Source organism: Streptomyces sp. NPDC007346, assembly GCF_040703535.1.
GTDB lineage: Bacteria > Actinomycetota > Actinomycetes > Streptomycetales > Streptomycetaceae > Streptomyces.
On record NZ_JBEYKR010000105.1, the window covers coordinates 1 to 25526 of the forward strand.

General features: G+C 71.7%; 27 protein-coding genes. 18 read left to right on the forward strand and 9 right to left on the reverse strand.

Annotated features, from left to right (window positions below; translation table 11 throughout):
• Window positions 1–109: 109 nt before the first annotated feature.
• Window positions 110–553, reverse strand: coding sequence for an SsgA family sporulation/cell division regulator (locus tag AB0917_RS24260; RefSeq protein ID WP_366821745.1), 444 nt, complete (start codon window positions 551–553; stop codon window positions 110–112).
• A gap of 262 nt (window positions 554–815) precedes the next feature.
• Between AB0917_RS24260 and AB0917_RS24265 the strand changes: the two genes are divergently transcribed.
• The 5 genes from AB0917_RS24265 (at window position 816) to AB0917_RS24285 (ending at window position 5652) form a co-directional block, all read left to right on the forward strand.
• The gene (locus AB0917_RS24265) at window positions 816–1877 is read left to right on the forward strand and encodes an energy-coupling factor ABC transporter permease (RefSeq protein WP_366821746.1); all 1062 of its coding nucleotides are present in this window, start codon (window positions 816–818) and stop codon (window positions 1875–1877) included.
• Between the two features lie 33 nt (window positions 1878–1910).
• On the forward strand, window positions 1911–2672 hold the full coding sequence (cbiQ, locus tag AB0917_RS24270) for a cobalt ECF transporter T component CbiQ (RefSeq protein ID WP_366821747.1): 762 nt from the start codon (window positions 1911–1913) through the stop codon (window positions 2670–2672).
• The gene (locus AB0917_RS24275) at window positions 2660–3445 is read left to right on the forward strand and encodes an ABC transporter ATP-binding protein (RefSeq protein ID WP_366821748.1); all 786 of its coding nucleotides are present in this window, start codon (window positions 2660–2662) and stop codon (window positions 3443–3445) included. The genes cbiQ and AB0917_RS24275 overlap by 13 nt, the downstream gene beginning before the upstream one ends.
• A gap of 258 nt (window positions 3446–3703) precedes the next feature.
• Window positions 3704–4870, forward strand: a complete 1167-nt coding sequence (locus AB0917_RS24280) for a serine hydrolase domain-containing protein (protein WP_366821772.1) — start codon at window positions 3704–3706, stop codon at window positions 4868–4870.
• On the forward strand, window positions 4867–5652 hold the full coding sequence (locus AB0917_RS24285; RefSeq protein ID WP_366821749.1) for an SDR family NAD(P)-dependent oxidoreductase: 786 nt from the start codon (window positions 4867–4869) through the stop codon (window positions 5650–5652). Before AB0917_RS24280 ends, AB0917_RS24285 begins: the two co-directional genes overlap by 4 nt.
• A 124-nt stretch (window positions 5653–5776) precedes the next feature.
• Here AB0917_RS24285 and AB0917_RS24290 read toward each other — a convergent pair whose 3' ends face one another.
• Window positions 5777–6256 carry a GNAT family N-acetyltransferase gene (locus AB0917_RS24290; RefSeq protein WP_366821750.1) on the reverse strand — a complete coding sequence of 160 codons (480 nt, stop codon included), beginning with the start codon at window positions 6254–6256 and terminating at the stop codon, window positions 5777–5779.
• 288 nt (window positions 6257–6544) lie between these two features.
• Between AB0917_RS24290 and AB0917_RS24295 the strand changes: the two genes are divergently transcribed.
• The gene (locus tag AB0917_RS24295; protein WP_366821751.1) at window positions 6545–7138 is read left to right on the forward strand and encodes a hypothetical protein; all 594 of its coding nucleotides are present in this window, start codon (window positions 6545–6547) and stop codon (window positions 7136–7138) included.
• A gap of 62 nt (window positions 7139–7200) precedes the next feature.
• Here the strand turns inward: AB0917_RS24295 and AB0917_RS24300 are convergent, their stop codons facing one another.
• Complete coding sequence (locus AB0917_RS24300; RefSeq protein ID WP_366821752.1) at window positions 7201–8403, reverse strand: hypothetical protein; 1203 nt, start codon at window positions 8401–8403, stop codon at window positions 7201–7203.
• Between the two features lie 355 nt (window positions 8404–8758).
• Entirely contained in the window at window positions 8759–9103 is a 345-nt protein-coding gene (locus AB0917_RS24305; protein ID WP_366821753.1) for a hypothetical protein, read from the reverse strand.
• Between the two features lie 132 nt (window positions 9104–9235).
• Here AB0917_RS24305 and AB0917_RS24310 point away from each other — a divergent pair, with 132 nt between their 5' ends.
• The 3 genes from AB0917_RS24310 to AB0917_RS24320 are packed head-to-tail and all read left to right on the forward strand — an operon-like array spanning window position 9236 to window position 10511.
• Complete coding sequence (locus AB0917_RS24310) at window positions 9236–10033, forward strand: helix-turn-helix transcriptional regulator (RefSeq protein ID WP_366821754.1); 798 nt, start codon at window positions 9236–9238, stop codon at window positions 10031–10033.
• Window positions 10026–10241: a DUF397 domain-containing protein gene (locus tag AB0917_RS24315; RefSeq protein ID WP_366821755.1), complete on the forward strand. Its 216-nt coding sequence runs from the start codon at window positions 10026–10028 to the stop codon at window positions 10239–10241. The genes AB0917_RS24310 and AB0917_RS24315 overlap by 8 nt, the downstream gene beginning before the upstream one ends.
• 54 nt (window positions 10242–10295) lie before the next feature.
• Window positions 10296–10511: a DUF397 domain-containing protein gene (locus AB0917_RS24320; protein WP_366821756.1), complete on the forward strand. Its 216-nt coding sequence runs from the start codon at window positions 10296–10298 to the stop codon at window positions 10509–10511.
• A gap of 108 nt (window positions 10512–10619) precedes the next feature.
• On the opposite strand, the gene AB0917_RS24325 is transcribed toward AB0917_RS24320, so the two are convergent.
• The gene (locus AB0917_RS24325; protein ID WP_366821757.1) at window positions 10620–10973 is read right to left on the reverse strand and encodes a PRC-barrel domain-containing protein; all 354 of its coding nucleotides are present in this window, start codon (window positions 10971–10973) and stop codon (window positions 10620–10622) included.
• A gap of 362 nt (window positions 10974–11335) precedes the next feature.
• On the opposite strand from AB0917_RS24325, the gene AB0917_RS24330 reads away from it, so the two are divergent.
• Window positions 11336–11905 carry a MarR family winged helix-turn-helix transcriptional regulator gene (locus AB0917_RS24330; protein ID WP_366821758.1) on the forward strand — a complete coding sequence of 190 codons (570 nt, stop codon included), beginning with the start codon at window positions 11336–11338 and terminating at the stop codon, window positions 11903–11905.
• 212 nt (window positions 11906–12117) lie between these two features.
• On the opposite strand, the gene AB0917_RS24335 is transcribed toward AB0917_RS24330, so the two are convergent.
• A complete protein-coding gene (locus tag AB0917_RS24335; RefSeq protein WP_366821759.1) occupies window positions 12118–12459 on the reverse strand; it encodes a DUF5713 family protein in 342 nt (113 codons plus the stop codon).
• A gap of 394 nt (window positions 12460–12853) precedes the next feature.
• Here AB0917_RS24335 and AB0917_RS24340 point away from each other — a divergent pair, with 394 nt between their 5' ends.
• The 3 genes from AB0917_RS24340 to AB0917_RS24350 are packed head-to-tail and all read left to right on the forward strand — an operon-like array spanning window position 12854 to window position 15998.
• Complete coding sequence (locus AB0917_RS24340; protein WP_366821760.1) at window positions 12854–14011, forward strand: acyl-CoA dehydrogenase family protein; 1158 nt, start codon at window positions 12854–12856, stop codon at window positions 14009–14011.
• A 55-nt stretch (window positions 14012–14066) separates the two neighbouring features.
• Window positions 14067–14942, forward strand: coding sequence for an acyl-CoA thioesterase II (locus tag AB0917_RS24345; protein WP_366821761.1), 876 nt, complete (start codon window positions 14067–14069; stop codon window positions 14940–14942).
• Between the two features lie 57 nt (window positions 14943–14999).
• Window positions 15000–15998: a cation diffusion facilitator family transporter gene (locus tag AB0917_RS24350; RefSeq protein WP_366821762.1), complete on the forward strand. Its 999-nt coding sequence runs from the start codon at window positions 15000–15002 to the stop codon at window positions 15996–15998.
• A 16-nt stretch (window positions 15999–16014) separates the two neighbouring features.
• Here the strand turns inward: AB0917_RS24350 and AB0917_RS24355 are convergent, their stop codons facing one another.
• Together AB0917_RS24355 and AB0917_RS24360 are read right to left on the reverse strand one after the other, a co-directional pair.
• Window positions 16015–16827, reverse strand: coding sequence for a phosphatase (locus AB0917_RS24355; protein WP_366821763.1), 813 nt, complete (start codon window positions 16825–16827; stop codon window positions 16015–16017).
• Window positions 16828–17190: 363 nt separating this feature from the next.
• Window positions 17191–17793 (reverse strand): helix-turn-helix domain-containing protein, encoded by a 603-nt coding sequence (locus tag AB0917_RS24360; RefSeq protein ID WP_366821764.1) that lies wholly within the window; start codon window positions 17791–17793, stop codon window positions 17191–17193.
• A gap of 98 nt (window positions 17794–17891) precedes the next feature.
• Here AB0917_RS24360 and AB0917_RS24365 point away from each other — a divergent pair, with 98 nt between their 5' ends.
• Window positions 17892–18800, forward strand: a complete 909-nt coding sequence (locus tag AB0917_RS24365) for an NmrA family NAD(P)-binding protein (RefSeq protein WP_366821765.1) — start codon at window positions 17892–17894, stop codon at window positions 18798–18800.
• 168 nt (window positions 18801–18968) lie between these two features.
• Here the strand turns inward: AB0917_RS24365 and AB0917_RS24370 are convergent, their stop codons facing one another.
• Entirely contained in the window at window positions 18969–19595 is a 627-nt protein-coding gene (locus tag AB0917_RS24370; RefSeq protein ID WP_366821766.1) for a TetR/AcrR family transcriptional regulator, read from the reverse strand.
• A gap of 120 nt (window positions 19596–19715) precedes the next feature.
• On the opposite strand from AB0917_RS24370, the gene AB0917_RS24375 reads away from it, so the two are divergent.
• Genes AB0917_RS24375 through AB0917_RS24390 form a run of 4 tightly spaced genes read left to right on the forward strand, consistent with a single transcriptional unit; the run spans window position 19716 to window position 25441 of the window.
• Window positions 19716–21338 (forward strand): carboxyl transferase domain-containing protein, encoded by a 1623-nt coding sequence (locus tag AB0917_RS24375; protein WP_366821767.1) that lies wholly within the window; start codon window positions 19716–19718, stop codon window positions 21336–21338.
• A 7-nt stretch (window positions 21339–21345) separates the two neighbouring features.
• Window positions 21346–23298: an acetyl/propionyl/methylcrotonyl-CoA carboxylase subunit alpha gene (locus tag AB0917_RS24380; protein WP_366821768.1), complete on the forward strand. Its 1953-nt coding sequence runs from the start codon at window positions 21346–21348 to the stop codon at window positions 23296–23298.
• Window positions 23295–24266 carry a hydroxymethylglutaryl-CoA lyase gene (locus tag AB0917_RS24385; RefSeq protein ID WP_366821769.1) on the forward strand — a complete coding sequence of 324 codons (972 nt, stop codon included), beginning with the start codon at window positions 23295–23297 and terminating at the stop codon, window positions 24264–24266. The genes AB0917_RS24380 and AB0917_RS24385 overlap by 4 nt, the downstream gene beginning before the upstream one ends.
• A gap of 8 nt (window positions 24267–24274) precedes the next feature.
• Window positions 24275–25441, forward strand: coding sequence for an acyl-CoA dehydrogenase family protein (locus AB0917_RS24390; RefSeq protein ID WP_366821771.1), 1167 nt, complete (start codon window positions 24275–24277; stop codon window positions 25439–25441).
• Window positions 25442–25526 lie beyond the last annotated feature (85 nt).

The following is a 25526-nucleotide window of genomic DNA, read 5'->3' on the forward strand; positions in this document are numbered from 1 at the left end:
GCGATGAGCACGGGGGCCTTCTCCGCTTGCGCGTGGCGCCTCAGCTGCGGTGGCGCGCCAGCTGCGGTGCCGCCCTCAGCTGTTCGGCGCCCTCAGCTGTTCGGCGCCCTCAGCCGCGGGCCGGCTGGGCGCCGCGCTCCGGGCGGGTGGTGGTGGCGGTGTTGGCGGCGGTGGTGCGGGAGGGGCGCTTCTCCGGGGACCCGTCCGACGGCGTGGCCGTGGCCGGGGCCTGCGAGCGGGTGCGGGCGAGGAAGCGGATCAGCGTCCTGGTCTCGAACTGGAACACCTCGACCCCGTCCGTCGAGTGCAGCTCCACGATCAGCTGGGTCCGGCCGCACGGCCAGACACGGACGGCTCCGCGCTCGATCGGGGTGCGCAGACCGCGTTCCAGGAGGTCGCGGCCGAACGCCCAGTCGGTGCCGCCGGGCAGGGTGATGTGGACGGTGCGCGGATCGTCGGCGGCGTCGTAGCGCAGTTCGACGGGGACCGGGCGGGTCAGAGGGCCATCGGTGATGAGCCGGGCGCGTGCATGTTCTTCGATCACAGGGGGCATGGGCCGGCTCCTCCTATACGTATCGCTTTGCCCTCTAATGTCCCATATTTTGGGGAAGTGGCGCGGTGGGCGTCCACTCACCGTCACAGGAGGTGAGGCCCAGGGCCTCCCCGGCGGTGGATGCGGTGCAGATGCCGGACTCCAGCTCTTGCGTAGGGTTTGCAAGAGGGCACTATTATTGATGGGTTCATGACCCCGCCCGCAGAGCCGCCTCCGCGCGGACGCGGACACCGTGCGGAACCGCAGGAAGCGGAGCCTTCCCATGCATGTACCCGATGGTTTCATCGATGCACCTGTCTCCGTCGCCGCCGGGGTGTTCGCCGCCGGCGCGGTCGCCGTCAGCCTCCGCGGCGCGCGCCGCGAACTGGACGAGCGGACCGCGCCGCTCGCCGGTCTGGTGGCGGCGTTCATCTTCGCCGTGCAGATGCTGAACTTCCCGGTGGCCGCCGGTACCAGCGGCCATCTGATGGGAGGGGCACTGGCCGCGATCCTCGTCGGGCCCTATACGGCGGTGCTCTGCCTGGCGGTGGTGCTGCTGATGCAGGGCATCTTCTTCGCGGACGGCGGCCTGACCGCGCTCGGCGTGAACATCACCGTCATGGGTGTGGTCACCGTCCTCGTCGCGTACGGACTGTTCCGCCTGCTCACCGGCGTCCTGCCGCGCACCCGCCGGTCCGCGACCGCCTCGGCGTTCGTCGCCGCGCTGGTCTCCGTGCCCGCGTCGGCCGCCGTGTTCACGCTGCTCTACTGGGTCGGCGGCACGACCGACATCCCGATCGGCAAGGTCTTCACGGCCATGGTCGGCGTACACGTCCTGATCGGCATCGGGGAGGCGGTCATCACCGCGCTGACCGTCGGCGCCGTCCTCGCCGTACGCCCCGACCTCGTCCACGGCGTCCAGGGCCTGGCCACCCCCCTCAAGCTCCGGGTCGACGGCGAGCTGGTCGACGCCCCGGCCGCCACCCGCGAGCCGGAGCCCGCCTCCGCCCCCGCCCGCTCCACCCGGGGGTTCTGGATCACCGGCCTGGTCTCGGCCTTCCTCCTCGCCGGGTTCGTCTCCTTCTACGCCTCCGCCAGCCCCGACGGCCTGGAGCGGGTCGCCGCCGACCAGGGCATCGACGAGAAGGCGCGGGAGCACGGCGCGGCCGACTCCCCGCTCGCCGACTACGGGGTCGGCGACATCGCCAACGCCCGGCTCTCCGGCGGCCTCGCCGGGGTGATCGGCGTCAGCGCCACCGTGGTCGTGGGCACCGGCGTCTTCTGGGTGGTGCGCCGGCGCAGGGAGGAGTCCACCGAGGCGTCCCGCGACCACGAGAACGTCTGACAGGGATGCGGTCCGGCAGGGAAGAGGCCTGACATGGGAGCCGGCCACGCCCACAAGCTCTACCGGCACGGACACAGCCCGGTCCACCGGCTGCCCCCGCACTGCAAACTGGCCGCCGTCTTCGGCTTCGTCCTCGTGGTCGTCTGCACCCCGCGCGAGGCGATGTGGGCCTTCGGCCTGTACGCGGCGCTCCTCGCCGCCGTCGCTGCGGTGGCCCGCATCCCGCCCCTCTTCCTCCTCCAACGGCTGGTCATCGAGGTGCCGTTCGTCGCGTTCGCGCTGCTCATGCCGTTCGTGGTGCCCGGCGAACAGACGACCGTCCTCGGCGTCTCCGTCAGCGTCCCCGGCCTCTGGGGCGCCTGGAACGTGCTGGCCAAGGCCACCCTCGGCGTGGCCGCCTCGGTGCTCCTGGCCTCCACCACCGAACTGCGCGCGGTGCTGCTGGGCCTCCAGCGGCTGAAGCTGCCCCCGCTGCTCGTCCAGATCGCCTCGTTCATGATCCGGTACGGGGACGTCATCACCGACGAGATGCGGCGCATGTCGATCGCCCGCCGCTCCCGGGGGTTCGAGGCGCGCGGCGTACGGCAGTGGGGCGTCCTGGCCACCTCGATGGGCGCCCTGTTCATCCGCTCGTACGAGCGTGGCGAGCGGGTCCACCTCGCGATGGTGAGCCGGGGGTACGCGGGCACGATGCCGGTGATCGACGAGGTGACGGCGGACCGGACCCAATGGGCGTACGCGGCGGCCCTCCCCGTACTCGCGCTCGCGGTCTGTCTGCTGGGATGGACCCTGTGACCCCCACCTCGGCGGACGAGACCGCCCCCTCGCTCGACGTCAGCGGCCTCGCCTACGCCTACCCCGACGGCCACCAGGCCCTCTTCGGAGTGAACCTCACCGTGGAGCGCGGCGAGCGCGTCGCGGTCCTCGGCCCCAACGGCGCGGGCAAGACCACGCTCGTCCTGCACCTCAACGGCATCCTGGAGGCGGGCTCCGGCACGGTCCACGTCGCCGGGCTCCCGGTGGCCAGGCGGAACCTCGCGGAGATCCGCCGCCGGGTCGGGATCGTCTTCCAGGACCCGGACGACCAGCTGTTCATGCCCACGGTCCGCGAGGACGTCGCCTTCGGCCCGGCCGCCTCGGGCCTGCGCGGACCCGAGCTGGAGGAGCGGGTCATGGGCGCGCTGCGGCAGGTCGGGATGGAGGAGTACGTGGCCCGCCCGCCGCACCACCTTTCCTTCGGGCAGCGCCGCCGCGTCGCCGTGGCGACCGTCCTCGCGATGGAGCCGGAGATCCTGGTCCTGGATGAGCCGTCCTCCAACCTGGACCCGGCCTCCCGCCGCGAACTGGCCGACATCCTGCGCTCGTTGGACGTCACGGTGCTGATGGTCACCCACGACCTGCCGTACGCGCTGGAGCTCTGCCCGCGCGCGGTGATCCTCAGCGAGGGCGTGATCGCCGCCGACGGACGTACGCAGGAGCTCCTCTGCGACGAGGAGTTGATGCGCGCGCACCGGCTGGAGCTGCCGTTCGGCTTCGACCCGCGTTCGGTCACCGTCCCCTGGCCGTGAACAGGCCACGTTTCCCTGGCCGTGAACGGGTCACGTTTCCCTGGCCGTGAACGGGTCACGTTTCCCTGGCCGTCAACGGGTCACCGTTCCCGCCCTGTGAACAGGCCACCGTTCCGTCCCCGTAAACAGATCGTGACAGTGCGGTGGTGACACCGACCCGCTCCCCGCGTACCCCACCCGGCCGTGCACCATGGGGGGATGAGCGGGAGCGCGGGACTGAGCAGGGCGGCGGGTACGGGAGCGGACATGGCCGCGGGCGTGGACGTACGGGGCACGGTGGCGCCCGGGTTCGAACCGGTCGCGGACGCCTTCGTCCGCAACTTCGAGCAGCGGGGCGAGCGCGGCGCGGCCGTCGCCGTCTACCGCGACGGGCGCAAGGTCGTCGACCTGTGGGCCGGTACGCGGGACGTGGACGGCACCGAACCGTGGGCCGTCGACACCGTCCAGATCGTGCGCTCGGCGGGCAAGGGCATCGCCGCCGCCGTCCCCCTCCTCCTCCACCAGCGCGGGCAGGTGGACCTGGACGCCCCGGTCTCCACGTACTGGCCGGAGTTCAAGGCGAACGGCAAGGAACGCGTCCTGGTCCGCGACCTGTTGGCCCACCGCGCCGGGGTCCCGGCCCTGGACCGCACGCTCACGCCCGCCGAGGCCGCCGACGGGGTCTCGGGCCCCGCCGCCGTCGCCGCCCAGCGCCCGGAGTGGGAGCCGGGCACGGACCACGGCTACCACGCCCAGACCTACAGCTGGCTCATCGGCGAACTGGTCCGCCGCGCCACCGGCCGCACCATCGGCCGCTGGATCGCGGAGGAGATCGCGCGCCCGCTCGGCCTGGACTTCTGGTTCGGGCTGCCGGCCGACGAGGCCCACCGCATCGGCCGCATCGGCCCGGTGGAGCCCCCGGCCCCGCCCGAGGCCTCCGGCACCCTGCGCGTACGCCCCAAGCGCTCGGTGGTCGAGGCCTACCGCGACCCGGACTCGCTCACCCGCCGTGCCTTCGGCGCGATCGACCCGTTCCCCGACGAGAACGACGCCGCCTACCGTACGGCGGAACTCCCCGCCTCCAACGGCATCGCGACGGCCCGGGGCCTGGCCCACTGCTACGCCGCGATGATCGGCCCGGTCGACGGCCACCGCCGCCTCTTCGCCCCGGCGACCCTCACCCTGGCCCGCACCGAGGAGTCGGCGGGCCCGGACCGGGTCCTGGTGGTCAACACCCGTTTCGGCCTGGGCTACATGCTGCACGGCCCGGCGGCGCCCCTGCTGGGCCCCGGCTCGTTCGGCCACCCGGGCCGGGGCGGCTCGCTGGGCTTCGCGGACCCGGAGTCGGGCATCGCGCTCGGCTACGTGACCAACGGCCTCCAGAAGGGAGTCACCGCCGACCCCCGTGCGCAGGCACTGGTCAGGGCAGTACGGTCGGCGCTATGACACGATCCCGCTTCGATGGTTACAGCGTCCTGATCACCGCCGCCGGCCAGGGCATCGGCGCGACAACGGCCCACCGCCTGGCGGCGGAAGGCGCCTCGGTCCTCGTCACCGACCTGGACGCGAAGCGCGCGTCCGACACGGCGGCGGCGATCCGCGAGGCGGGCGGTACGGCAGACTCCCTGGCCTGCGACGTGGCGGACCGGACGGCGGTGGAGGCGGCGGTGGCGTACGCGGTCGAGACCTTCGGCCGCCTGGACGTCCTGGTCAACAACGCGTACGCGGCGGGCGAGGACGAGAGGCTCTTCGAGGACGAGACGGACGAGATCTGGGAACGCGACCTGGACATCACCCTCTCGGGCCCCTTCCGCTGCGCCCGCGCCGCCCTGCCGCACCTGGTGGCCTCGGGCCGGGGCGCGATCGTCACCATCGGCTCGGTCAACGGCGAGCAGGACTTCGGCGGCCACGCGTACAGCGCCGCCAAGGCGGGCCTGACGAGCCTGACCCGTACGCTGGCGGGCCACGCGGGCCCGCGCGGCGTACGGGTCAACCTGGTGGCCCCCGGCACGATCCGCACCGACGCCTGGTCGGGCCGCGACGCCGAACTGGAGCGCGCCGCCGCGCTCTACCCGCTCGGCCGGGTCGGCACCCCCGAGGACATCGCCTCCGCCGTCGCCTTCCTCGCCTCCGCCGACGCGTCGTGGATCACGGGGACGACGCTGCGGGTGGACGGCGGCATCCTGGCGGTGAACACGGGCTTCCGCCAGGCGATGAGGCAGCCGTGACCCCTGGGCCCGGTCCGCCGTGCGCGCCCCGGGCCGAGGTCTTCCCGCCCGATGCTGTCCGCGCTGTCCGCGCTGTCCGCGCTGTCCGCGCTGTCCGCGCTGTCCGCCTCAGCCGGCGCGGAGCCTACTGCTCAGGGCGCAGGATCATCAGCCGCTCGGGATCGGGTAGGGGGACGAACCCGACCTTCTCGTACAGCTCGTGGGCGTCCAGCGTGGCGAGCAGCGTCCGCTTCAGTTCGTACGGCGCGAGGTGGTCGCGTACGGCGGTGGCCAGCCGAACGCCCAGCCCCCGGCCGCGGTGCTCGGGCGCCACGTAGACATCGCAGAGCCAGGCGAAGGTCGCCCGGTCCGTGACGACGCGGGCGTAGGCGACCTGGGCACCATCGGGGCCGTAGACACCGAAGTTGAGCGACCCGCGTATGGACCGCTCAACGGTGTCGCGGCTGCGGTCGAGCGCCCAGAAGGCGTCCGTGGAGAGCCAGTGGTGCACGAGGCCGACGTCGAGGCGTTCCGGGTCGGTGTCGACCTCGTATCCGTCGTGCCCGCCGCCTCCGCCGTCGGCCTTGTTCCTGTTCCCGTCTTCGCCGCGTGTGGTTGTGGTCATGAGCTGGGAGCGTAGCCGCGGCGAGGGGAGGGCCGTCCGTCATTTCGGCCCTGCCCCGAGGCGGACGGCCGGGCTGAAGAGCCGCGCGATGTCTCCTCCAGTACCGGCGGCCCGGCCGAACGGGAGATGGCCCATCGGCCGGTGTGCACCGGGGCGTTCTCCAGTCAGCCGCTGACCAGGCGGAGATGCCGACTCCTCGCGACCCACTCGCAGCTCGCGCGGGTACGGACACGTAGTGAACAGCCGGCCGACCGTCCCGACAGAGGCCACGGCCCGGCACCGGCAACAATGCCGCACATGCATGACGCCTTCACCCTCATTCGGCAGGCCGTCGACCTCTTGCCCGAGGACGCCACGGCGGAGAACGGCGTGACGGTGGGAGATGTCCGCGAGTGCATCGCGCACCAGGAGTGGGAGATGGCGCTCGACATCCTCATCGAGATCGGTGATCTCTTTCCCGTCTCTGTGGAGTTCTGGGAGCTTCTGGCCGAGGCCGCTCGACAGATGACGCTCGACCGCAGTCGCCGCTGGTGCCAGTGGCGGGGGTGGGAGGTCCGGCACGGCACCGTCCGGGCAACGCTGAGCCTGCTGGGCCCTGAGGAGGGTGGACGCCGGAGCGCCTTCGCCGGGGACGGTCGGCTCAGGCCGTTGTGGGACATCGGCCGCCGCACCGCTGACGGGAAGCCGGCCCTGGGCATCGCGAGGCTATGGGTGGAGTTCGCCAAGGGGCTCGGCCCGGGAGAGACCGCCGATGTCCGGCTGGCACCCCTGAGCCCCGAACGGTGGAGACATCTGAAGCGTGGAGACGTGATCACCATGCACGAAGCTCAACCTGCTGTCGGCACAGCCGTGGTCGTCGAGATCCTGCCACCCCGAGCTTGAGTCCACCTCTCGGGCCCAGGCGCAGGCGGCTGAAATACGGGCGAAGAGCCTGGGCAGGGTCGTCAGGCGGCGGCCTGTTGATGTTGCTGGTGCTGCTGTTGGTTCTGGTGTTGGTTCTGGCGTTGGTGTGTGGTTCGGCAGTCGCGGCAGTGGCCGGGGGTGGGTGAGCGGAAGGCGCGTTCGCAGCCGTCGCAGGTTTGGAAGGGGGTGGCGGTGGTGCGTGGGTGGGTGGGGGCAGTGAGTTCTTGGGGTCCGGGGAGGGGTGGAGGGAGGAGGGTGGTGAGGCGGTGTTTGAGGAGTTTGGCGGGATGGTGGAGGGGTTGGGGTGGGTCGTTGGTGAGGGTGTGGCGGATGGTGTCGGGGTGGGTGTCGCGTTCGAGCCAGGTGGCGACTGCGGGGGTGAGGTGGTGGATGTCGTGTTCGGAGAGGGTGAATTGGGGTGCGTGGCGGCGGAGGTCGCTGAGGAGTGCGGTGGCGGCGCGTGCTAGTTCAGGGGTGAGGTCGTGGGGTTGGGGGAGGGGTGGGCGCGGGGGCTTGGGTGCGGTGGGGGGTGGTACGAGGGGTACGAAGGGCGGGGTGGGTGCGAAGGGCGGTTCGGGTGCGATGAGTGGGTGATCCTGCGGTGCGTGCCTGTGCGGTACGGGGGCGGGGCCGGGTACGGGTACGTCGGTGGGCACGGGCACGTCGGCGGGTGCGGGTGCTTGTGGGGCGGCCTGCTCGGGCGCGGTGGTGGGTGCGGTGGCCTGGGGCACGGGAGGCTCGGGTGTGCGCACCGGCAACGGCTGGGGCGCCAGCTCCTGGACCTTCACCGCATCCGCAACCGGCACGGGCATGGGCGCCAGGGTCTCCCGTGCTGCGGGCGGTAGTTGTGGCGGGATGGTGGTGCGGGGGTGGAGCAGTGCTGCGGGTTGGTTGCAGAAGACTGTGCGGGTGACGATGCGGCCGTCGGGCAGGCGTTGGCGGGCTCGTTGCAGGTAGCCGTGGGCTTCCAGTTCGCGCAGGGCGGTGGCGATGAGCTTTTCGCCCTCGGGGAAGCGGGCGGCCAGGGCTTTGATGCCGATCTGGGCGCCCTGGGGCAGGGACTGGATGCGTACGGCGATGCCCACGGCGGTGGTGCTGAGGCCGGGGTGCTGGGCGAGGTGGTTGCCGACGACGGTGAAGCGGTCGGTGTGCGGGATGACGACGTGGACCACGCCACGGTCCGGGAGAGGTCCGGGAAGCTCTGCCACGGCGCGCAGGAGGGCAGTATTCTGCTGGGTATCCATCGGGAAGCTGTTTTCTTCCTTGGTGGTCAGGCCCTCGATCGGGATTGCTGTCCCGGCCGGGGGCCGACGTATGTCTGGGGTGGTGCTGGCGTGAGCATATGCCGGGCAACCGGTACGAAATCCAGCTCAGTTGGCAAACCTCACCCGTGTGGGTGACGAGCCCCTGGGACGCGTCAGGTGCGCGACGGGGTGGGTCGGGTCGGGTTATTTCTCCTGGTTCTTTGAGTAGTTGATGTCGCGGGTCGCCACGTCGCGGTCGAGCACGACCCGGTCGGGGGTTTTCGCGGGGTACCGGATCGCGCTGCCGCACGACCCGGTGGACACCATCACCGTACGAGGCGGTACGTCGCGGCCGTCAGGGAAGCAGCCGGACGAGCCCCGTACCTGACGAGTGCTCCTCCCCGGATTCGTCGGGGATCCCGAGCCTGAGGCCCCGGCTCCGGGCCACCCGGTGCACATCGCGCAGGGAGTGGGTCAAGGCTGCGCTGACATGACGGAGCTGGATCTCGGTGGACCGTTCGTCGGCCAGCAGGTCGTCGGCGTGGTCCAGCAGTTCGAGCGCCATGCTCAGTTGCTGGTCCTCCACCTTGTCCGCAGCCTGCGAGACCCTGCCCGTGCCGTTGCCGACGACGTAGCAGGGCCTGCCGCCCAGGCCGGTCCAGGGCAGCAGACGCGCTTCGTTCGATGCCTTTTCGTTCATGAGCAGTCAACTCCGTGACAGGTGGTGGCGAATTCCTCGCTGAGTAGCGATCCACTCACAGAGTGAGATCGGCACGGCTAGGCTCGCCAGAGGATTCGGCGTGACATCGCGCTTGTCGCACGGGAGTTGGCTGTGAGTAATACCTATGGCAAATGGTTGAAAGCTGCGCGGGAAGCGGCTGGCCTGACACAACAGCAGCTGGCGGACAAGGCGCTGATGACTCGGTCGCACATCTCGCATATCGAGGCCGGCCGCCGAGTACCCAGCGAAGAGGACGCCCGCCGGCTCGACATGGCACTGGGCACAGGCAATGTGCTCACGAGCTTCCGGCCCGGAGCGGATGACGATGTCCTCGCGGACTACTTCTCGCCCGTAAAGCACTTGGAGCAGCAAGCGACGGCGATCCGTGAGTTCGCACCCTCCTTGGTACCGGGCATTCTTCAGACCGAGGCGTACGCGCGTGCCGTCCTCGGCAGGTCGTTCCCGTCTCTGAGCCGGGCCGAACGTGACAGGGCCGTTGTCGCACGACTGGAGCGCGCGGAGATCCTCAAGGGCCCGACGTCACCCGCAGTCTGGGCAGTGCTCGACGAGGCGGTGCTGCGACGGCCGGTCGGGGGGCCGGAGGCCATGGCCGAGCAGATCGACCACATCATCGCTCTGACCGAGTCCGAGCGCATCCGAACGCATGTGATCCCACTGGGGCTCGGATATCACCCGCTATTGGATGGCATGTTGACGCTGATGTGGTTCGACGACCAGCCACCGATCGCGTACAGCGAAGGGCTTCGGATGGGACGGTTGCACGATTCACCGTCCGTGGTCGAGGCGTTCCAAGCCGACTACACTCTGGCCATGAGCGACGCACTGCCTCTGAAGGAGTCTCTGGCAGCGCTGAAGGCGACATCGAAGGGCTACAGAGAGCATGGCTAGCATGACTAACCCCATGGCGTCGTCCCTCAGCGGCTGGCGCAAATCGTCCTACAGCAACGGCGACAGCGGCAGCTGCCTCGAAGTGCGGGACCACCACCCCACCGCCGTCCCCGTCCGCGACTCCAAGGTGCCCGGCGGGCCGACGCTCCTCATCCCCGCCGCCGGATGGGCCGCCTTCGTCACCGCCGTACAGGACGGGGCCCTGTAGGCCCGGACCGCTGGGGGCTCACACTCCGGTTCGCCAACAGAAGGGCCAGAGAACATGTCTATGCGGGACACCCCGACCCTCTTCTCGCCCGCCCGCTGGCGCAAGTCGTCCTACAGCGGCAGCGAGTCGGGCAGCTGCCTCGAAGTGCAGGACCACCACCCCACCGCCGTCCCCGTCCGCGACTCCAAGGTGCCCGGCGGGCCGACGCTCCTCATCCCCGCCGCCGGGTGGGCCGCCTTCGTCACCGCCGTACAGGACGGGGCCCTGTAAGTCCCGGGCCTCAGCACCACGTAGCCGGGCAAGCGGGCGGGGCGGGACGCAGTCATCGCGTCCCGCCCCGCCCGCTGTTACGGCGCTTCTGCCGACGTCTCCGTCGGATCAGACGCGACGGTGGCGGCCGTAATACTCACCGGTCGTGCGGTGGAAGTCCGAGTCGCCGATGTGCTTGTCCTTGTCGAACTCCGGGGCGTCCTTGATCTGGTCCTTCGTGAGGTCGATGTAGACCTTCTGGTCGTCGGTGTCGATCCGGCTGACCGTGCCCGCCGGGAGCAGGACGTGCTTGCCGAAGATCCATACGCCGGTGTCGACCACCAGGTACGAGGACGTGACGTCGTCGGAGTGCTTGTCGACCTTGCCTATGCTGCCGTCGGTCGCCTCGACCTTGTAACCGATCAGGTCGGTACCGGCGGTGTGGCCGGCGGTCGGCTGGTAGCCCCACAGGTTCTCGCTCATGAAAACTCCTTCGATCGCACGTGAATGAATTTGTGCAGCGGCCCGCGCACCTCGTAAAGAAAGGTGCTCATTCCGTCGCGCCCATTTCCTGAGCAACCGCTGACAGCCTCGTGCCCGGCACCTCCGGCACCATGTCTGCGAACTCGTGCGTTTTTCGATCCATTTCGCGGGAATTCGACGCCCCCGCACCACGCACCCCCACCACGCCCCCGCGCGGCCCAGGAAGAATCATGGGTTTCGGAACGGCTGGGGCGTCAACGCTATGGAGGACCTGCCCGCAGGCGCGGACGGGGCCGCAGCTCGACCGAGGGTGTTCCAGCATGGACGTAGAGCCATCCGGCCCTGATCACAGACTCCGCGACGTGGCAGAGGCGATGCGCGGGGTCATCGAGCTGCTGGAGGTCTACTGGACGCGGGTCCCGAACGGCTCCTCGCCCGTCACCGTGTCCGCGCCGCAGCTCCGGGTCATGTACGTGCTCGAACGCCGGGAGGGCATCAATCTGCGGCAGCTCGGCGCGGAGCTGGAGGCCGCGCCGTCCTCGGTGAGCCGACTGTGCGACCGGCTGGAGGCCATCGGCTTCGTACGGCGGTCCTCCAGCACGGCCAGCCGGCGCGAGGTCGAGCTGCGGCTGACCGCCCACGGGCGGGCCCACCTCGACCGGCTGCGGGCCCGGCGTGAGGAGCGGCTCGCGGCCGTCCTGGCGCGGGCGTCACCGGCCTCGCGGGCCCGGCTGCTGGAGGCCGTGGAGGCCATCCGCACCGCGCTCACCGTCGTACGGGCCGAACCGTCGACCCTCGTACGGGCCGAACCTTCGGCCCCCGAGGCGGAGCAGCCCAACCCCGAGGCGGACCAGCCGGCCTGTGGGGCAGAGCAGCCGGCCCCCGGGGCGGAGCAGCCGCCGGACGACGGGGCGGCGCAGCGTACGGGGTGACCACCACGTGCAAGAGGGCGCAGGTCCAAGAGGGCGGCGGCATGCCGGAGGGCTGGTGGCCACGCCGGAGCACTGGTAGCCACGCCCGAGGGCTGGTGGCTGAGCATCCCGTACGCCCTCGGGCTCAGCCCGGCGACCGGCCTCCGCCCGACCCCCGTCCGGTCCGCCCCCGCCCGCTCCGGCCCTCCCAGCCCGCCCGCCCCCAAGGCCCCTCACCACTCCCGCGCCGCGATCAGTTCCTCCCCGTCCGCGTCCTCGAAGCCGTATGCCTGGGCGATGAACCAGAACGCCTCGCCTATCTCCTCGCGCGCCACCGTCTCGATCTCGCTGCCCGCCGCCTCGAACTCGGCCTCCAAGGCGTTGAACTCCTCCGTCGCCCCCTCGGTCAGCCGGTACAGCGCCGCCAGGTCCGCCGGGCTCTCGGCCTCGATCCGCTCGCACAGGCGCAACAGCACCGCCCTGCCCCGGTCCAGGACGTGGTCCGGGAAATAGTCGTCCTCGTACAGCGGGAGCAGGAACGCGTGCTCCGCCACCTGCCGGTTCGTGATCGTCACGATGCCCCCCTCACCCGGGCCCGGGTCTCCCCGGCCCCGTACAAATCCGTCTCGGCTGCGTACAGATCCGTCTCGGCCCCGTACAGATCCGTCCCGGACCCGCACCGATCCCGTCCCGGCCCCCTACCGATCGATCCGCTGCCACCGATCCTGCACCACGCCACTGACAACACCCCCCGCAACAGCCCCGGCGACAGCCCCAGCAACAGCCCCGGCGCCGCCCCCGGCCACGCGCCCGGCCCGGGTCGCTCGCGCGTGCTCAGCATCACCCTGGACAGCTCCGTGACCGCCCGGTAACTTCGAGGGGGAATGAGCAAGCGCTTAGCCACGCCCGGTGAGCGAATGCGGCAGCCGTCGAACCGACGAACACTTCAGCCGATCAAGGAGGCACCCCGTGCGCCGTACGGTATTCAACGAGGACCACGAGGCGTTCCGGGAGACCATCCGCGCCTTCATCGCCGCCGAGGTCGTGCCGGTGTACGACGAGTGGTTCGCCGCCGGTCAGGTGCCGCGCGAGTTCTACCTCAAGCTGGGCGAGCTGGGCATCTTCGGCATCGAGGTGGACGAGGAGTACGGCGGCGCGGGCATCGACTCGCACAAGTACGAAGCCGTCATCTACGAGGAGACCGCCCGTGCGGGTATCTCCTTCGGCGGGTCCGGCGTGCACACGCTGCTCGGCCTGCCCTACATCAAGATGCTCGCCACCGACGAGCAGAAGAAGCGCTGGCTGCCGAAGTTCGCGACCGGCGAGGAGATGTGGGCCCTCGCGATGACCGAGCCGGGCACCGGCTCCGACGTCGCGGGCATGAAGACCACCGCCAAGCTCTCGGAGGACGGCACGCACTACGTCCTCAACGGCTCGAAGACCTTCATCACCGGTGGCGTCCACGCCGACCGCGTGATCGTCTGCGCCCGTACCGCCGCCCCGCGCGAGGACGACCGCCGCTTCGGCATCTCCCTCTTCGCCGTCGACACCACGTCGGAGGGGTACTCGATCGGCCGCAAGCTCGACAAGCTCGGCCTGCGGACCTCCGACACCGCCGAGCTGGCGTTCGTCGACGTCAAGGTCCCGGCCGAGGACCTCATGGGCGAGGAGAACAAGGGCTTCGGCTACCTCGGCACCAACCTGGCCTCCGAGCGCTGGGGCATCGCCTTCGGTGCGTACGCGCAGGCCGCGGCCGCCGTCCGGTTCGCCAAGGAGTACGTGCAGGAGCGCACGGTCTTCGGCAAGACCGTCGCCTCGTTCCAGAACACCAAGTTCGAGCTGGCCGCCTGCCAGGCCGAGGTGGACGCGGCCCAGGCCGTCGCCGACCGCGCGCTGGAGGCCCTGGACGCCGGTGAGCTGACAGCGGCGGAGGCCGCCTCCGCCAAGCTGTTCTGCACCGAGGTCGCGCACCGCGTGATCGACCGCTGCCTCCAGCTGCACGGCGGCTACGGCTTCATGAACGAGTACCCGATCGCCCGCCTGTACGCGGACAACCGCGTCAACCGCATCTACGGCGGCACCAGCGAGGTCATGAAGTCGATCATCGCCAAGTCCATGGGGCTGTGAGCGTCGCAGAAGCCGGTTCCGTACGAGCTACTTCTGTAAGGACCACGTTCTCTCCATGAGCGCAGCACTCGATTCCCTGCTCGATCTGCTCGACCTGGAGCAGATCGATCGGGACATCTTCCGGGGCACGAGCCGCAGCGCGGTCGTGCCCCGGGTGTTCGGCGGGCAGGTCGCGGCCCAGGCGCTGGTCGCCGCGGGCCGGACGGTCCCGGCGGACCGGAGCGCCCACTCCCTGCACGCGTACTTCCTGCGGCCGGGCGACCCGGGCGCGCCCATCGTCTACAGCGTCGACCGCATCCGCGACGGGAAGTCCTTCACCACCCGCCGGGTCGTCGCCGTGCAGCACGGGCAGCCGATCTTCCACCTCTCCGCGTCCTTCCAGACGTACGAGGAAGGGCTGGAGCACCAGGCCGACATGCCCGCCTCGCCCGATCCGGAGACCCTGCCCACGGCCGCCGAGATGCTGCCCCGGTACGCGGACCGCTTCAGCGACCCGGGGATGGTGGACCGGCTGATCGAGGCGCGGGCCGCCGTCGACCTGCGGTATGTGGACGCGCCGCCGTTCGGCACGGTGGGCGAGGCGCGCGAGCCGCGCTCCCAGGTCTGGTTCCGGACCAACGGCAAGCTCGCGGACGACCCGCTGCTGCACGTCTGCATGGCCACGTACGTCTCCGACATGACGCTGCTGGACTCGGTGCTCCTGGCCCACGGGCGGGGCGGCTGGGCGGTCGGGGACGTGGTGGGGGCGAGCCTGGACCACGCGATGTGGTTCCACCGGCCCTTCCGGGCGGACGAGTGGCTGCTGTACGACCAGGAGTCGCCGTCGGCCTCCGGCGGGCGGGGGCTCGGCCAGGCCCGCATCCACACCGCCGACGGGCGCCTCGCGATCACCGTCATCCAGGAAGGTGTCGTCCGGGTCCCCCGGGGATGAGCCTCACCTGACGCACCATTCCTCACCTGACGCGCGATTTCGGACATACTCCCCACCATGAGCGATACGAAGGCCGATGGTGCTGGAGAAGCCGGCGGCGGGGAAGCCGGCGGCGGGGAGTCCACTTTCACGGTGATCGTGGCGGCCCTCGCCAACCTCGGCATCGCCGTGGCGAAGGCCGTCGCCGGGCTGATCAGCGGATCGAGCGCGATGCTCTCCGAGGCGGCCCACTCGGTCGCCGACACCGTCACCGAGGTCATGCTCCTCGCCGCGCTCAAGCGGAGCGGGAAGCCGGCCGACGAGGACCACCCCCTCGGCCACGGCCCCGAGCGCTACATCTGGGCCATGCTCGCCTCCATCGCCACCTTCGTCGGCGGTGCGGTCTTCTCGGTCTACGACGGGGTGCACACCCTGGTCGCGGGCGAGGAGCTGGGCAACCCCCTCGTCTCGTACGTCGTCCTGGGCGTCGCCTTCCTGCTGGAGGGCTACTCGCTGCGCACCGGCGTCAAACAGGTGCGGCGCGAGTCGTCACGGCTGCGGGTGCCGGACACGTACTACCTGCGCCACACCCCCGACACCGCCGTGAAGGCCGTCGTCATGGAGGACTCGGCGGCCCTGATCGGGCTGCTGCTGGCGGCGGGCGGGCTGCTCGGCGGGCAGCTGACGGGGTCGGGGGTCTGGGACGGGATCGCGTCCTGCCTGATCGGCCTGCTGCTCGTGTACGTGGCCTGGGTGCTGGGCCGCTCCAACGCGCAGCTGCTCATCGGGCGGCCGCTGCCCGCGGCGATGCGGGCGGGGGTGCGCGAGGAGCTGAAGTCCGTCCCGCACATCGTCGACGTACTGGAGCTGACCACGCTGATCCAGGGGCCGGCCGAGATCCTGATCGCCGCGAAGGTCGACTTCCGGGACATGGCCACCGCCGAGGAGGTCGAGTGGGCCTGCGAGGAGGCCGAGGCGCAGCTGCGGGAGCGGTTCCCCTCGGTCCGGCGGGTGTATCTGGACCCGACACCGGGGCGGGAGCAGCGGCGGCGGGGCCCCGGGGGTCCGGGCGGGTGACCCCGCCCGGACCTCGCTAGGCGGCGGGCTCCCGCACCGGTTCGTCGTCCTCCAGGAGCCCCGCCGCGTGCAGCAGGTAGTCCGTCATCGGGTCGTAGAAGCGCGGGTCCGTGACGTGGTCGTCGAGTGGGATGGTGACCTGGAGGGTGCCCTCCGACTCGCCGAGGAAGAGGGCCGGGTCGTTGCAGTCCGCGTAACCGATCGCGTCCAGCCCGCGCTGGCCCGCGCACCCCGCCCAGCCGTGGTCCGCGACGACGAGATCGGGCAGCGGGCGGCCCAGGTGCGCCATGGCGTCCAGGATGGCCGCCATCGGGGCCGGGGAGTGGGTGTGCCAGAGGGTCGCCCCGCGCTCCAGCATCGCGACGTCCGCGAACTGGACGACCAGCCCCTCGTCCGCGATCAGCCCGGACGGGATGCGGACGATCTCGCAGCCCGCGCGGCGCAGGGCGTCGGCCGTCTGCCGGTGCACGTCCAGCAGGCCGCCGGGGTGTCCGGTGGCGAAGAGGACCCGCTCACGGCCGTCCGCCGCCTTGCGCAGGCGGGCCGCCATCCGCTCCAGGGCGTCGACCGTCAGCTCGGGGTCGATGGTGTCCTGGCCGATCCGGTGTGCCGGGTCGTCGTTCACCCCGCAGCGCTCGGCCATCACCGCGAGCACGTCCTGCTCGTCGGTCCAGCGGTCGCCCAGCTCCAGGCCCAGCCAGTAGTGGCGGTCACCGTTGGCGAGCTTGCGGTAGTGGGAGAGGTTGTTGTCACGAGGCGTGGCGACGTCCCCCGCGATACGCGAACGGACGAGGTGGTCGACGAGGGCGGCGCGGCTGGGTATCGGCATGAACCCATTGTGCCGTCCGGGATGCGGGGTGTGCCCGGTGTCCCGAAGGCCGGACGGGGGCGTGCTTCGTGTTCCGGGCGTCGGACGGGGGGCGTACTCGGTGTCCCCGTACGCCGGAGGCGGGGGCGTGCTCCATGACCGGCGGCGTGCGCCGGGGCGTGCTTGGTGTTCCGTACGCCGGAGGCGGGGGGCGCGCTCGGTGTCCGGTACGCCGTACGCCGGGGCGTGCCCCGCGTGCCGGACGCCGTACGCCGGGGCACGCTCGGTGTTCCGTACGCCGTACGCCGTGCCCCGTACGCCGTGCCCCGTACGCCGGGGCGCGTTCAGGGGCTCGGGCTCGCGTTCAGGGGCTCGGGCTCGCGTTCAGGGGCTCGGGCTGAGGCCCTCGACGGTGAGGGTGAAGAGGCGGTCGGCCTGGATCGCCGGTTCGGCGTGGTGCTCGGTGGCCAGGGCGATGCCGACGGCGAGGGTGAGCAGGTCGTGGAAGGTGACCCCCGGCCTGACCACCTCCTCGCGCAGGGCGCGGCGGAGCAGGGGGGCGGCCGCGTCTTCGAGCGCCGCCCCACAGGAGTGCCGCGCGGAGGCGTCGGTGTCGGCCGGCGTGTCGGTGGGGGCGCCGGCCGGGGTGTCGGTGGGGGGCTCGTAGGCGAGGACGTCCGCGAGTCCCCGGGCGGAGACGGCGTACCGCACGAGGTCGTGGAGCCACTCCAGCAGGGCGGTCCGGCTGTCGTCGGTGCGGCTCAGCCGGTCCGCGCGCTCGCAGAGGGCCTGGACGCGTTCCTGGAAGACGGCTTCGAGCAGGGCCTGACGGGTCGGGAAGTGGCGGCGCACGGTGGCGGAGCCGACGCCCGCGATGCGGGCGACCTGTTCGAGGGAGGCGGCGGCCCCGTGCCGGGCGACCTCCTCCTCGGCCACGGCCAGGATGCGGCTGTAGTTGCGGCGGGCGTCCGAGCGCTGACCGGTCACGTGCTCTCCTTGCTAAGTGGCGGGCCCCGCCATATCGTAACCAACACGAAACGGCGGGCCCCGCCGTTTCGTGTCCCGAGCTGCGAGGAGACACGGCCATGGCACCACGTTCCGCCCCCGTACTGGTCACCGGCGCCACCGGACGCCAGGGCGGGGCCGTCACCCGGGCCCTGCTGGCCGCCGATGTGCCGGTGCGCGCGCTGGTACGCGACCCGCACTCCCCGCGCGCGCAGGCCGTCGAGGCGCTGGGCGCCGAGCTGGTCACCGGCGACCTCTCCGACCGGCCCTCGCTGGATCCGGCCTGCGCGGGCGTCCGGGCCGTGTTCTCGGTGCAGATGCCGCCGATGAGCGAGGCTGGCGCCGACTTCGCCGCCGAGCTGGCGCAGGCAACCCATCTGATCGAGGCGGCGCGAGCCGGGGGCGTGGACCAGTTCGTCCAGTCCTCGACCAGCGGGGTCGGGCAGCACACCGGGACGCCGGGGTGGGCGGAAGGCCGTTGGGCGGCGCTGGCGGGCTACTTCGACACCAAGCAGGCGATCCTGGAGCGGGTGCGCGGGGCGGGGTTCGCCCACTGGACCGTGATCAAGCCCGCGTTCTTCATGGACAACCTGCCCCAACTGGCGCCCCACGGCCCCGAAGGCGGGCTGGCCACGGTTCTGCTCCCTGACACGACCCTGGCGCTGGTGGCCACGGAGGACATCGGCGCGGCCGCCGCCCACGCCGTACGGGATCCCGACCGCTTCCACCGGGTGGAGCTGGAGCTCGCGGGCGACCTGCTCACCATGGAGGAGGTCGCCGGGACGTTGTCCACCGCGTGGGGCGTTCCGGTGGAGGCGCCGACGATGAGCCTCGACGAGGCCCTCGCGGCGGGGATGCCCGCGTGGGGCGCCGGACACCTGTGGAGCAACGCCGTCACCCAGCCGGCCCGCCCCGAACTCGCCCTGGCTCTCGGGATTCCGGTGACCACGTTCGCCTCCTGGGCGGACGATCACCTGACGGCGGCCTGAGGGGAGCGGCCCGAACGCCTCGCGGCGCCCCTTGCACTCCCGAACGCCTCACGGCGCCCCCTCGCACTACGGCACCAGGCGCACAGGAGGGGTGAGGCGCCAGGCGTACAGGAGAGGTGAGACACCGACGATCCGGCGACGCCCCCGGCTAGCAGGCGAACCCCCCGCTCAGGCCGGGTCCACCACCGCCGCCGCCGCGAACGCCCCCCGCGCCAGCCGGTGCAGCAGCGCGGCGGTGGCGTCGCGGCCGGGGCGGGCCTCCGGGCGGGCCAGGTGCGGGGTGGAGTTGAGCAGGCCGAAGACGGCGTGCACGGTGACGCGGGCCTCGTTCTCGGGCAGGGCCGGGTACAGGGCGCGGACGACGCCCACCCAGACCTCCACGTACTCGCGCTGGAGCCGGCGCACCCGCTTGCGGTCCGTGTCGCGCAGCCGGTCCAGCTCGCGGTCGTGGAGGGTGATGAGGGGGCGGTCGTCGAGGGCGAAGTCGATGTGGCCCTCGATGAGCGCGTCCAGGAGCGCCTCCGGGGAGCCGTCGCCCCGGGCCGCGTCCTCCGACACCCGCAGGCGGCCACCGTCCAGCAGCCGCTCGCTGATGCCGACCAGCAGCTCGGCGAGCATGGCGTCCTTGCCGGGGAAGTGGCGGTAGAGACCGGGGCCGCTGATACCGACCGCGGCGCCTATCTCGTCGACGCCGACACCGTGGAAGCCGCGCTCGGCGAAGAGGCGGGCGGCCTCCCGCAGGATCTGCTCGCGGCGGGTGGGGGCCGCGACGCGGGCGGCGGCATGGGGGCTCATGAGGATTCATTCTAGACAGGGCCGTTAGCGCTCGTTAACCTGAGGGAAGCGCGTTAACGCTCATTAACACCACGTGAACGCCATTTCACTACTGCGGTACGGGCAAGGGGGCTCGACACGATGCAGCAGGCACCGGTCCTGGCGAGCGCGGCCGATCCCGCCTCGGAGGCCTGGCAGGCCAACGAGGCGGCGCATCACGCGCTCGCCGACGATCTGGCGGCACGGCTCGCCACAGCGCGGCTGGGCGGGGGTGAGAAGGCGCGGGCCCGCCACGAGGCGCGCGGCAAGCTGCTCCCCCGGGACCGGGTGGACACCCTCCTCGACCCGGGCTCGCCGTTCCTGGAGCTGGCCCCGCTGGCGGCGAACGGGATGTACGGGGACCAGGCCCCCGCGGCGGGTGTCATCGCGGGTATCGGCAGGGTCTCCGGCCGCGAGTGCGTGATCGTCGCCAATGACGCGACCGTCAAGGGCGGCACGTACTACCCGATGACCGTGAAGAAGCACCTGCGCGCGCAGGAGGTGGCGCTGGAGAACCGGCTCCCCTGCCTCTACCTGGTCGACTCGGGCGGCGCGTTCCTGCCGATGCAGGACGAGGTCTTCCCCGACCGGGACCACTTCGGCCGGATCTTCTACAACCAGGCCCGGATGTCGGGGGCGGGCATCCCGCAGATCGCGGCGGTGCTGGGCTCCTGCACGGCGGGCGGGGCGTACGTCCCGGCGATGAGCGACGAGGCCGTCATCGTCCGCAACCAGGGCACGATCTTCCTCGGCGGCCCGCCGCTGGTGAAGGCCGCGACCGGTGAGGTCGTCACGGCCGAGGAGCTGGGCGGCGGCGAGGTCCACTCCCGGATCTCCGGCGTGACCGACCACCTCGCGGAGGACGACGCGCACGCCCTGCGGATCGTCCGCAACATCGTCGCGACCCTCCCGGACCGCGCCCCGCTCCCCTGGTCGGTCGAGCCGGCCGAGGAGCCGAAGGCCGACCCGGCGGGGCTGTACGGGGCGGTGCCCGTGGACTCCCGGACGCCGTACGACGTACGCGAGGTCATCGCCCGGGTGGTGGACGGCTCGCGCTTCCAGGAGTTCAAGGCGGAGTACGGCACCACGCTGATCACCGGGTTCGCCCGCATCCACGGCCACCCGGTCGGGATCGTCGCGAACAACGGCATCCTGTTCGCCGAGTCGGCCCAGAAGGGCGCCCACTTCATCGAGCTGTGCGACCAGCGCGGCATCCCGCTCGTCTTCCTCCAGAACATCTCCGGCTTCATGGTCGGCCGCGACTACGAGGCGGGCGGCATCGCCAAGCACGGCGCGAAGATGGTCACGGCGGTGGCCTGCACCCGGGTGCCGAAGCTGACGGTCGTCGTCGGCGGTTCGTACGGCGCGGGCAACTACTCGATGTGCGGCCGGGCCTACAGCCCCCGCTTCCTGTGGATGTGGCCCAACGCCAAGATCTCCGTCATGGGCGGCGAGCAGGCGGCCTCCGTGCTGGCCACCGTCAAGCGCGACCAGCTCGGTGACGACTGGAGCGCCGAGGACGAGGAGACGTTCAAGGCCCCGATCCGCGCCCAGTACGAGACCCAGGGCAACGCGTACTACGCCACCGCCCGCCTCTGGGACGACGGCGTGATCGACCCCGTGGACACCCGGCAGGTGCTGGGCCTCGCCCTGACCGCCTGCGCCAATGCCCCGCTGCCCCAGAAGGACCCGGCCGGGCCCGGCTTCGGCGTCTTCCGGATGTGAGGAACAGATGACGATGTTCGACACCGTTCTGGTCGCCAACCGCGGCGAGATCGCCGTCCGGGTGATCCGGACCCTGCGCGAGCTGGGGGTGCGCTCGGTCGCGGTCTTCAGCGACGCGGACGCGGACGCCCGGCACGTACGGGAGGCGGACACGGCGGTACGGATCGGCCCGCCGCCCGCCGCCGAGAGCTACCTGTCGGTGCCCGCGCTGCTGGAGGCGGCCCGCCGCACGGGCGCGCAGGCCGTGCACCCCGGCTACGGATTCCTCGCGGAGAACGCCGAGTTCGCGCAGGCGTGCACGGACGCGGGCCTGGTCTTCATCGGCCCGCCCGCCTCCGCGATCTCCCTCATGGGCGACAAGATCCGGGCCAAGGAGACGGTCGCGGCGGCCGGGGTCCCGGTGGTCCCCGGCTCGTCCGGGAGCGGCCTCACCGATGCCCAACTGGAGGACTCCGCACGGGAGATCGGCACACCGGTCCTGCTGAAGCCCTCCGCGGGCGGCGGCGGCAAGGGCATGCGCCTGGTCCGCGACGCGGCGGTGCTGGCCGAGGAGATCGCGGCGGCGAGGCGGGAGGCGCGGGCCTCGTTCGGCGACGACACGCTGCTCGTGGAGCGGTGGATCGACCGCCCCCGCCACATCGAGATCCAGGTGCTGGCCGACGCCCACGGCAACGTGGTGCACCTGGGCGAGCGCGAGTGCTCGCTCCAGCGCCGCCACCAGAAGATCATCGAGGAGGCCCCCTCGGTCCTGCTCGACGAGGAGACCCGGGCGGCGATGGGCGAGGCGGCCGTGCAGGCGGCGCGCAGTTGCGGCTATGTCGGTGCGGGGACCGTGGAGTTCATCGTCCCGGGCAACGACCCGGCCTCGTACTACTTCATGGAGATGAACACCCGCCTCCAGGTCGAGCACCCGGTCACCGAGCTGATCACCGGCCTGGACCTGGTGGAGTGGCAGCTGCGAGTGGCCTCGGGCGAGCAACTCCCGTACGCACAACAGGACATCACGCTGGACGGCTGGGCGATCGAGGCCCGGATCTGCGCCGAGGACCCGTCCCGGGGCTTCCTGCCCTCCGGCGGTACGGTGCTGGCGCTGCGCGAGCCGCAGGGCGGCGGGGTGCGGACGGACTCGGGGCTCAGCGAGGGCGTGCCGGTGGGCAGCCTGTACGACCCGATGCTGTCGAAGGTCATCGCGTACGGCCCCGACCGCGCGAGCGCCCTGCGCAAGCTGCGGGCGGCCCTGGCGGACACGGTGATCCTCGGCGTCCCGACCAACGCGGGCTTCCTGCGCCGCCTGCTGGCCCACCCGGACGTGGTCTCCGGCGACCTGGACACGGGGCTGGTGGAGCGCGAGGCGGAGGGCCTGCTGCCGGACGGCGTACCGGACGAGGTGTACGCGGCCGCTGCGGCGGTCCGCCGGGAGGCGCTGGAGCCCCGGCCGGACGCGGGGGGCTGGACGGACCCGTTCTCGGTGCCGAGCGGGTGGCGTACGGGGGGTGTGCGGGTGCCGCTGAGCTTCCCGCTGCGGGTGGCGGGACGTGAACCGCTCGCTCGGAGCGCCCCGGCCTCCGCGACGGTCACGGCAGACCGGGTCACGGTCGAACTCGACGGCACGGTAGGCCACTTCCACCGCTCCGGCGACTGGCTCGGCCGGGACGGCGACACCTGGCACGTCCAGGACCACGACCCGGTGGAGGCCTCCCTCAGCGGGGCGGGCCGGAGCGGGGCGGACACGCTGGCGGCGCCGATGCCCGGCACGGTCACGGTGGTGAAGGTGGCCGTCGGGGATGAGGTCGAGGCGGGTCAGAGCCTGCTCGTGGTGGAGGCGATGAAGATGGAGCACGTGATCTCCGCCCCGCACGCGGGGACGGTCACCGAGCTGGACGTGACGGCGGGCGCGACGGTGGCGATGGACCAGATCCTGGCGGTAGTGGCTCCTGCTCCGGCTCAGGAGGACGCATGACCACGCGAGCACTCCCCATGAAGGTCCCGGCCCCGGGCCTCCCTTCGCGGGTCCGCATCCACGAAGTAGGTGCGCGGGACGGCCTCCAGAACGAGAAGGAGACGGTCCCGACCGAGGTGAAGGCGGAGTTCATCCGCCGCCTGGCCGTGGCGGGGCTCACCACCATCGAGGCGACGAGCTTCGTGCACCCCAAGTGGGTGCCCCAACTGGCCGACGCGGAACAGCTGTTCCCGCTCATCGGTGAGATCGCGGACGTGGGCGACGTATCCCTGCCGGTCCTCGTGCCGAACGAACGCGGCCTGGACCGGGCGCTGGCGCTCGGGGCCCGGTCGATCGCGGTGTTCGGCTCGGCCACGGAGACGTTCGCCGCCCGCAACCTGAACCGGACCGTCGACGAGTCGCTGGCCATGTTCGAGCCGGTGGTGGCCCGCGCGAAGACGGAGAAGGCGCACGTCCGCGGGTACCTCTCCATGTGCTTCGGTGACCCGTGGGAGGGCGCGGTGCCGGTGGCGCAGGTGGTCAGGGTCGCGAAGGCGCTGATGGACCTGGGATGCGACGAGCTGTCGCTGGGCGACACGATCGGGGTCGCGACACCGGGCCACGTGACGGCGCTGCTGACGGCGCTGAACGAGGCGGGCGTGCCGACCCCCGCCATCGGGGTGCACTTCCACGACACGTACGGCCAGGCGCTGTCCAACACCCTTGCGGCGCTCCAGCACGGGGTGAGCACGGTCGACGCGTCGGCGGGCGGCCTCGGCGGCTGCCCGTACGCGAAGAGCGCCACGGGCAACCTCGCCACCGAGGACCTGGTGTGGATGCTCGACGGCCTCGGCATCGAAACCGGCGTCGACCTGTCCGAACTGACGGCCACCAGCGCCTGGCTGGCCGGACACCTGGGACGACCGAGCCCATCCCGCACGGTCCGCGCCCTGACCCCTTCCTCTTCTTCCGCCTCCCACAAGGAGTGATCCACACCATGTCCCTGGACCACCGGCTGACCGCCGAGCACGAGGAACTGCGCCGCACGGTCGAGGAGTTCGCGCACGACGTGGTCGCGCCGAAGATCGGCGACTTCTACGAGCGCCACGAGTTCCCGTACGAGATCGTGCGCGAGATGGGGCGGATGGGCCTGTTCGGGCTGCCGTTCCCGGAGGAGTACGGCGGCATGGGCGGCGACTACCTCGCGCTCGGGATCGCCCTGGAGGAGCTGGCCCGGGTCGACTCCTCGGTGGCGATCACCCTGGAGGCCGGGGTCTCCCTGGGCGCGATGCCGCTGCACCTGTTCGGCACGCAGGAGCAGAAGCGGCAGTGGCTGCCGAAGCTCTGCGCGGGCGAGGCGCTCGGCGCGTTCGGCCTGACCGAGCCGGACGGCGGCTCGGACGCGGGCGGCACACGCACCACGGCGGTGCTGGACGAGGCCACGAACGAGTGGGTGATCAACGGCTCGAAGTGCTTCATCACCAACTCCGGTACGGACATCACCGAGTTGGTGACGGTGACGGCGGTCACGGGCCGCAAGGAGGACGGCCGCCCCCGGATCTCCGCGATCATCGTCCCCTCGGGCACCCCCGGCTTCACGGTCGCGGCCCCCTACTCCAAGGTCGGCTGGAACGCCTCGGACACCCGCGAGCTGTCCTTCGCCGACGTCCGCGTGCCCGCCGCCAACCTGCTGGGCGAGGAAGGCCGGGGCTACGCGCAGTTCCTGCGGATCCTGGACGAGGGCCGGGTCGCGATCTCGGCGCTGGCGACGGGCCTGGCGCAGGGGTGCGTGGACGAGTCGGTGAAGTACGCGGCCGAACGCCACGCGTTCGGCAAGCCGATCGGCGCCAACCAGGCGATCCAGTTCAAGATCGCCGACATGGAGATGCGCGCCCACATGGCCCGCGTGGGCTGGCGCGACGCGGCCTCGCGGCTGGTGGCGGGCGAACCGTTCAAGAAGGAGGCGGCCATCGCGAAGCTGTACTCCTCCACGGTCGCGGTGGACAACGCCCGCGAGGCGACGCAGATCCACGGCGGCTACGGCTTCATGAACGAGTACCCGGTGGCGCGGATGTGGCGCGACTCGAAGATCCTGGAGATCGGCGAGGGGACGAGCGAGGTCCAGCGGATGCTGATCGCCCGGGAGCTGGGACTGCCGGCCTGAGCCCCTTGATGTTCTGACTGCCGCCTCGGCTCAACGCCCACCCCGAGCAGATTCTGCTGACCAGCGGCGCCAGCCATGCGCTGGA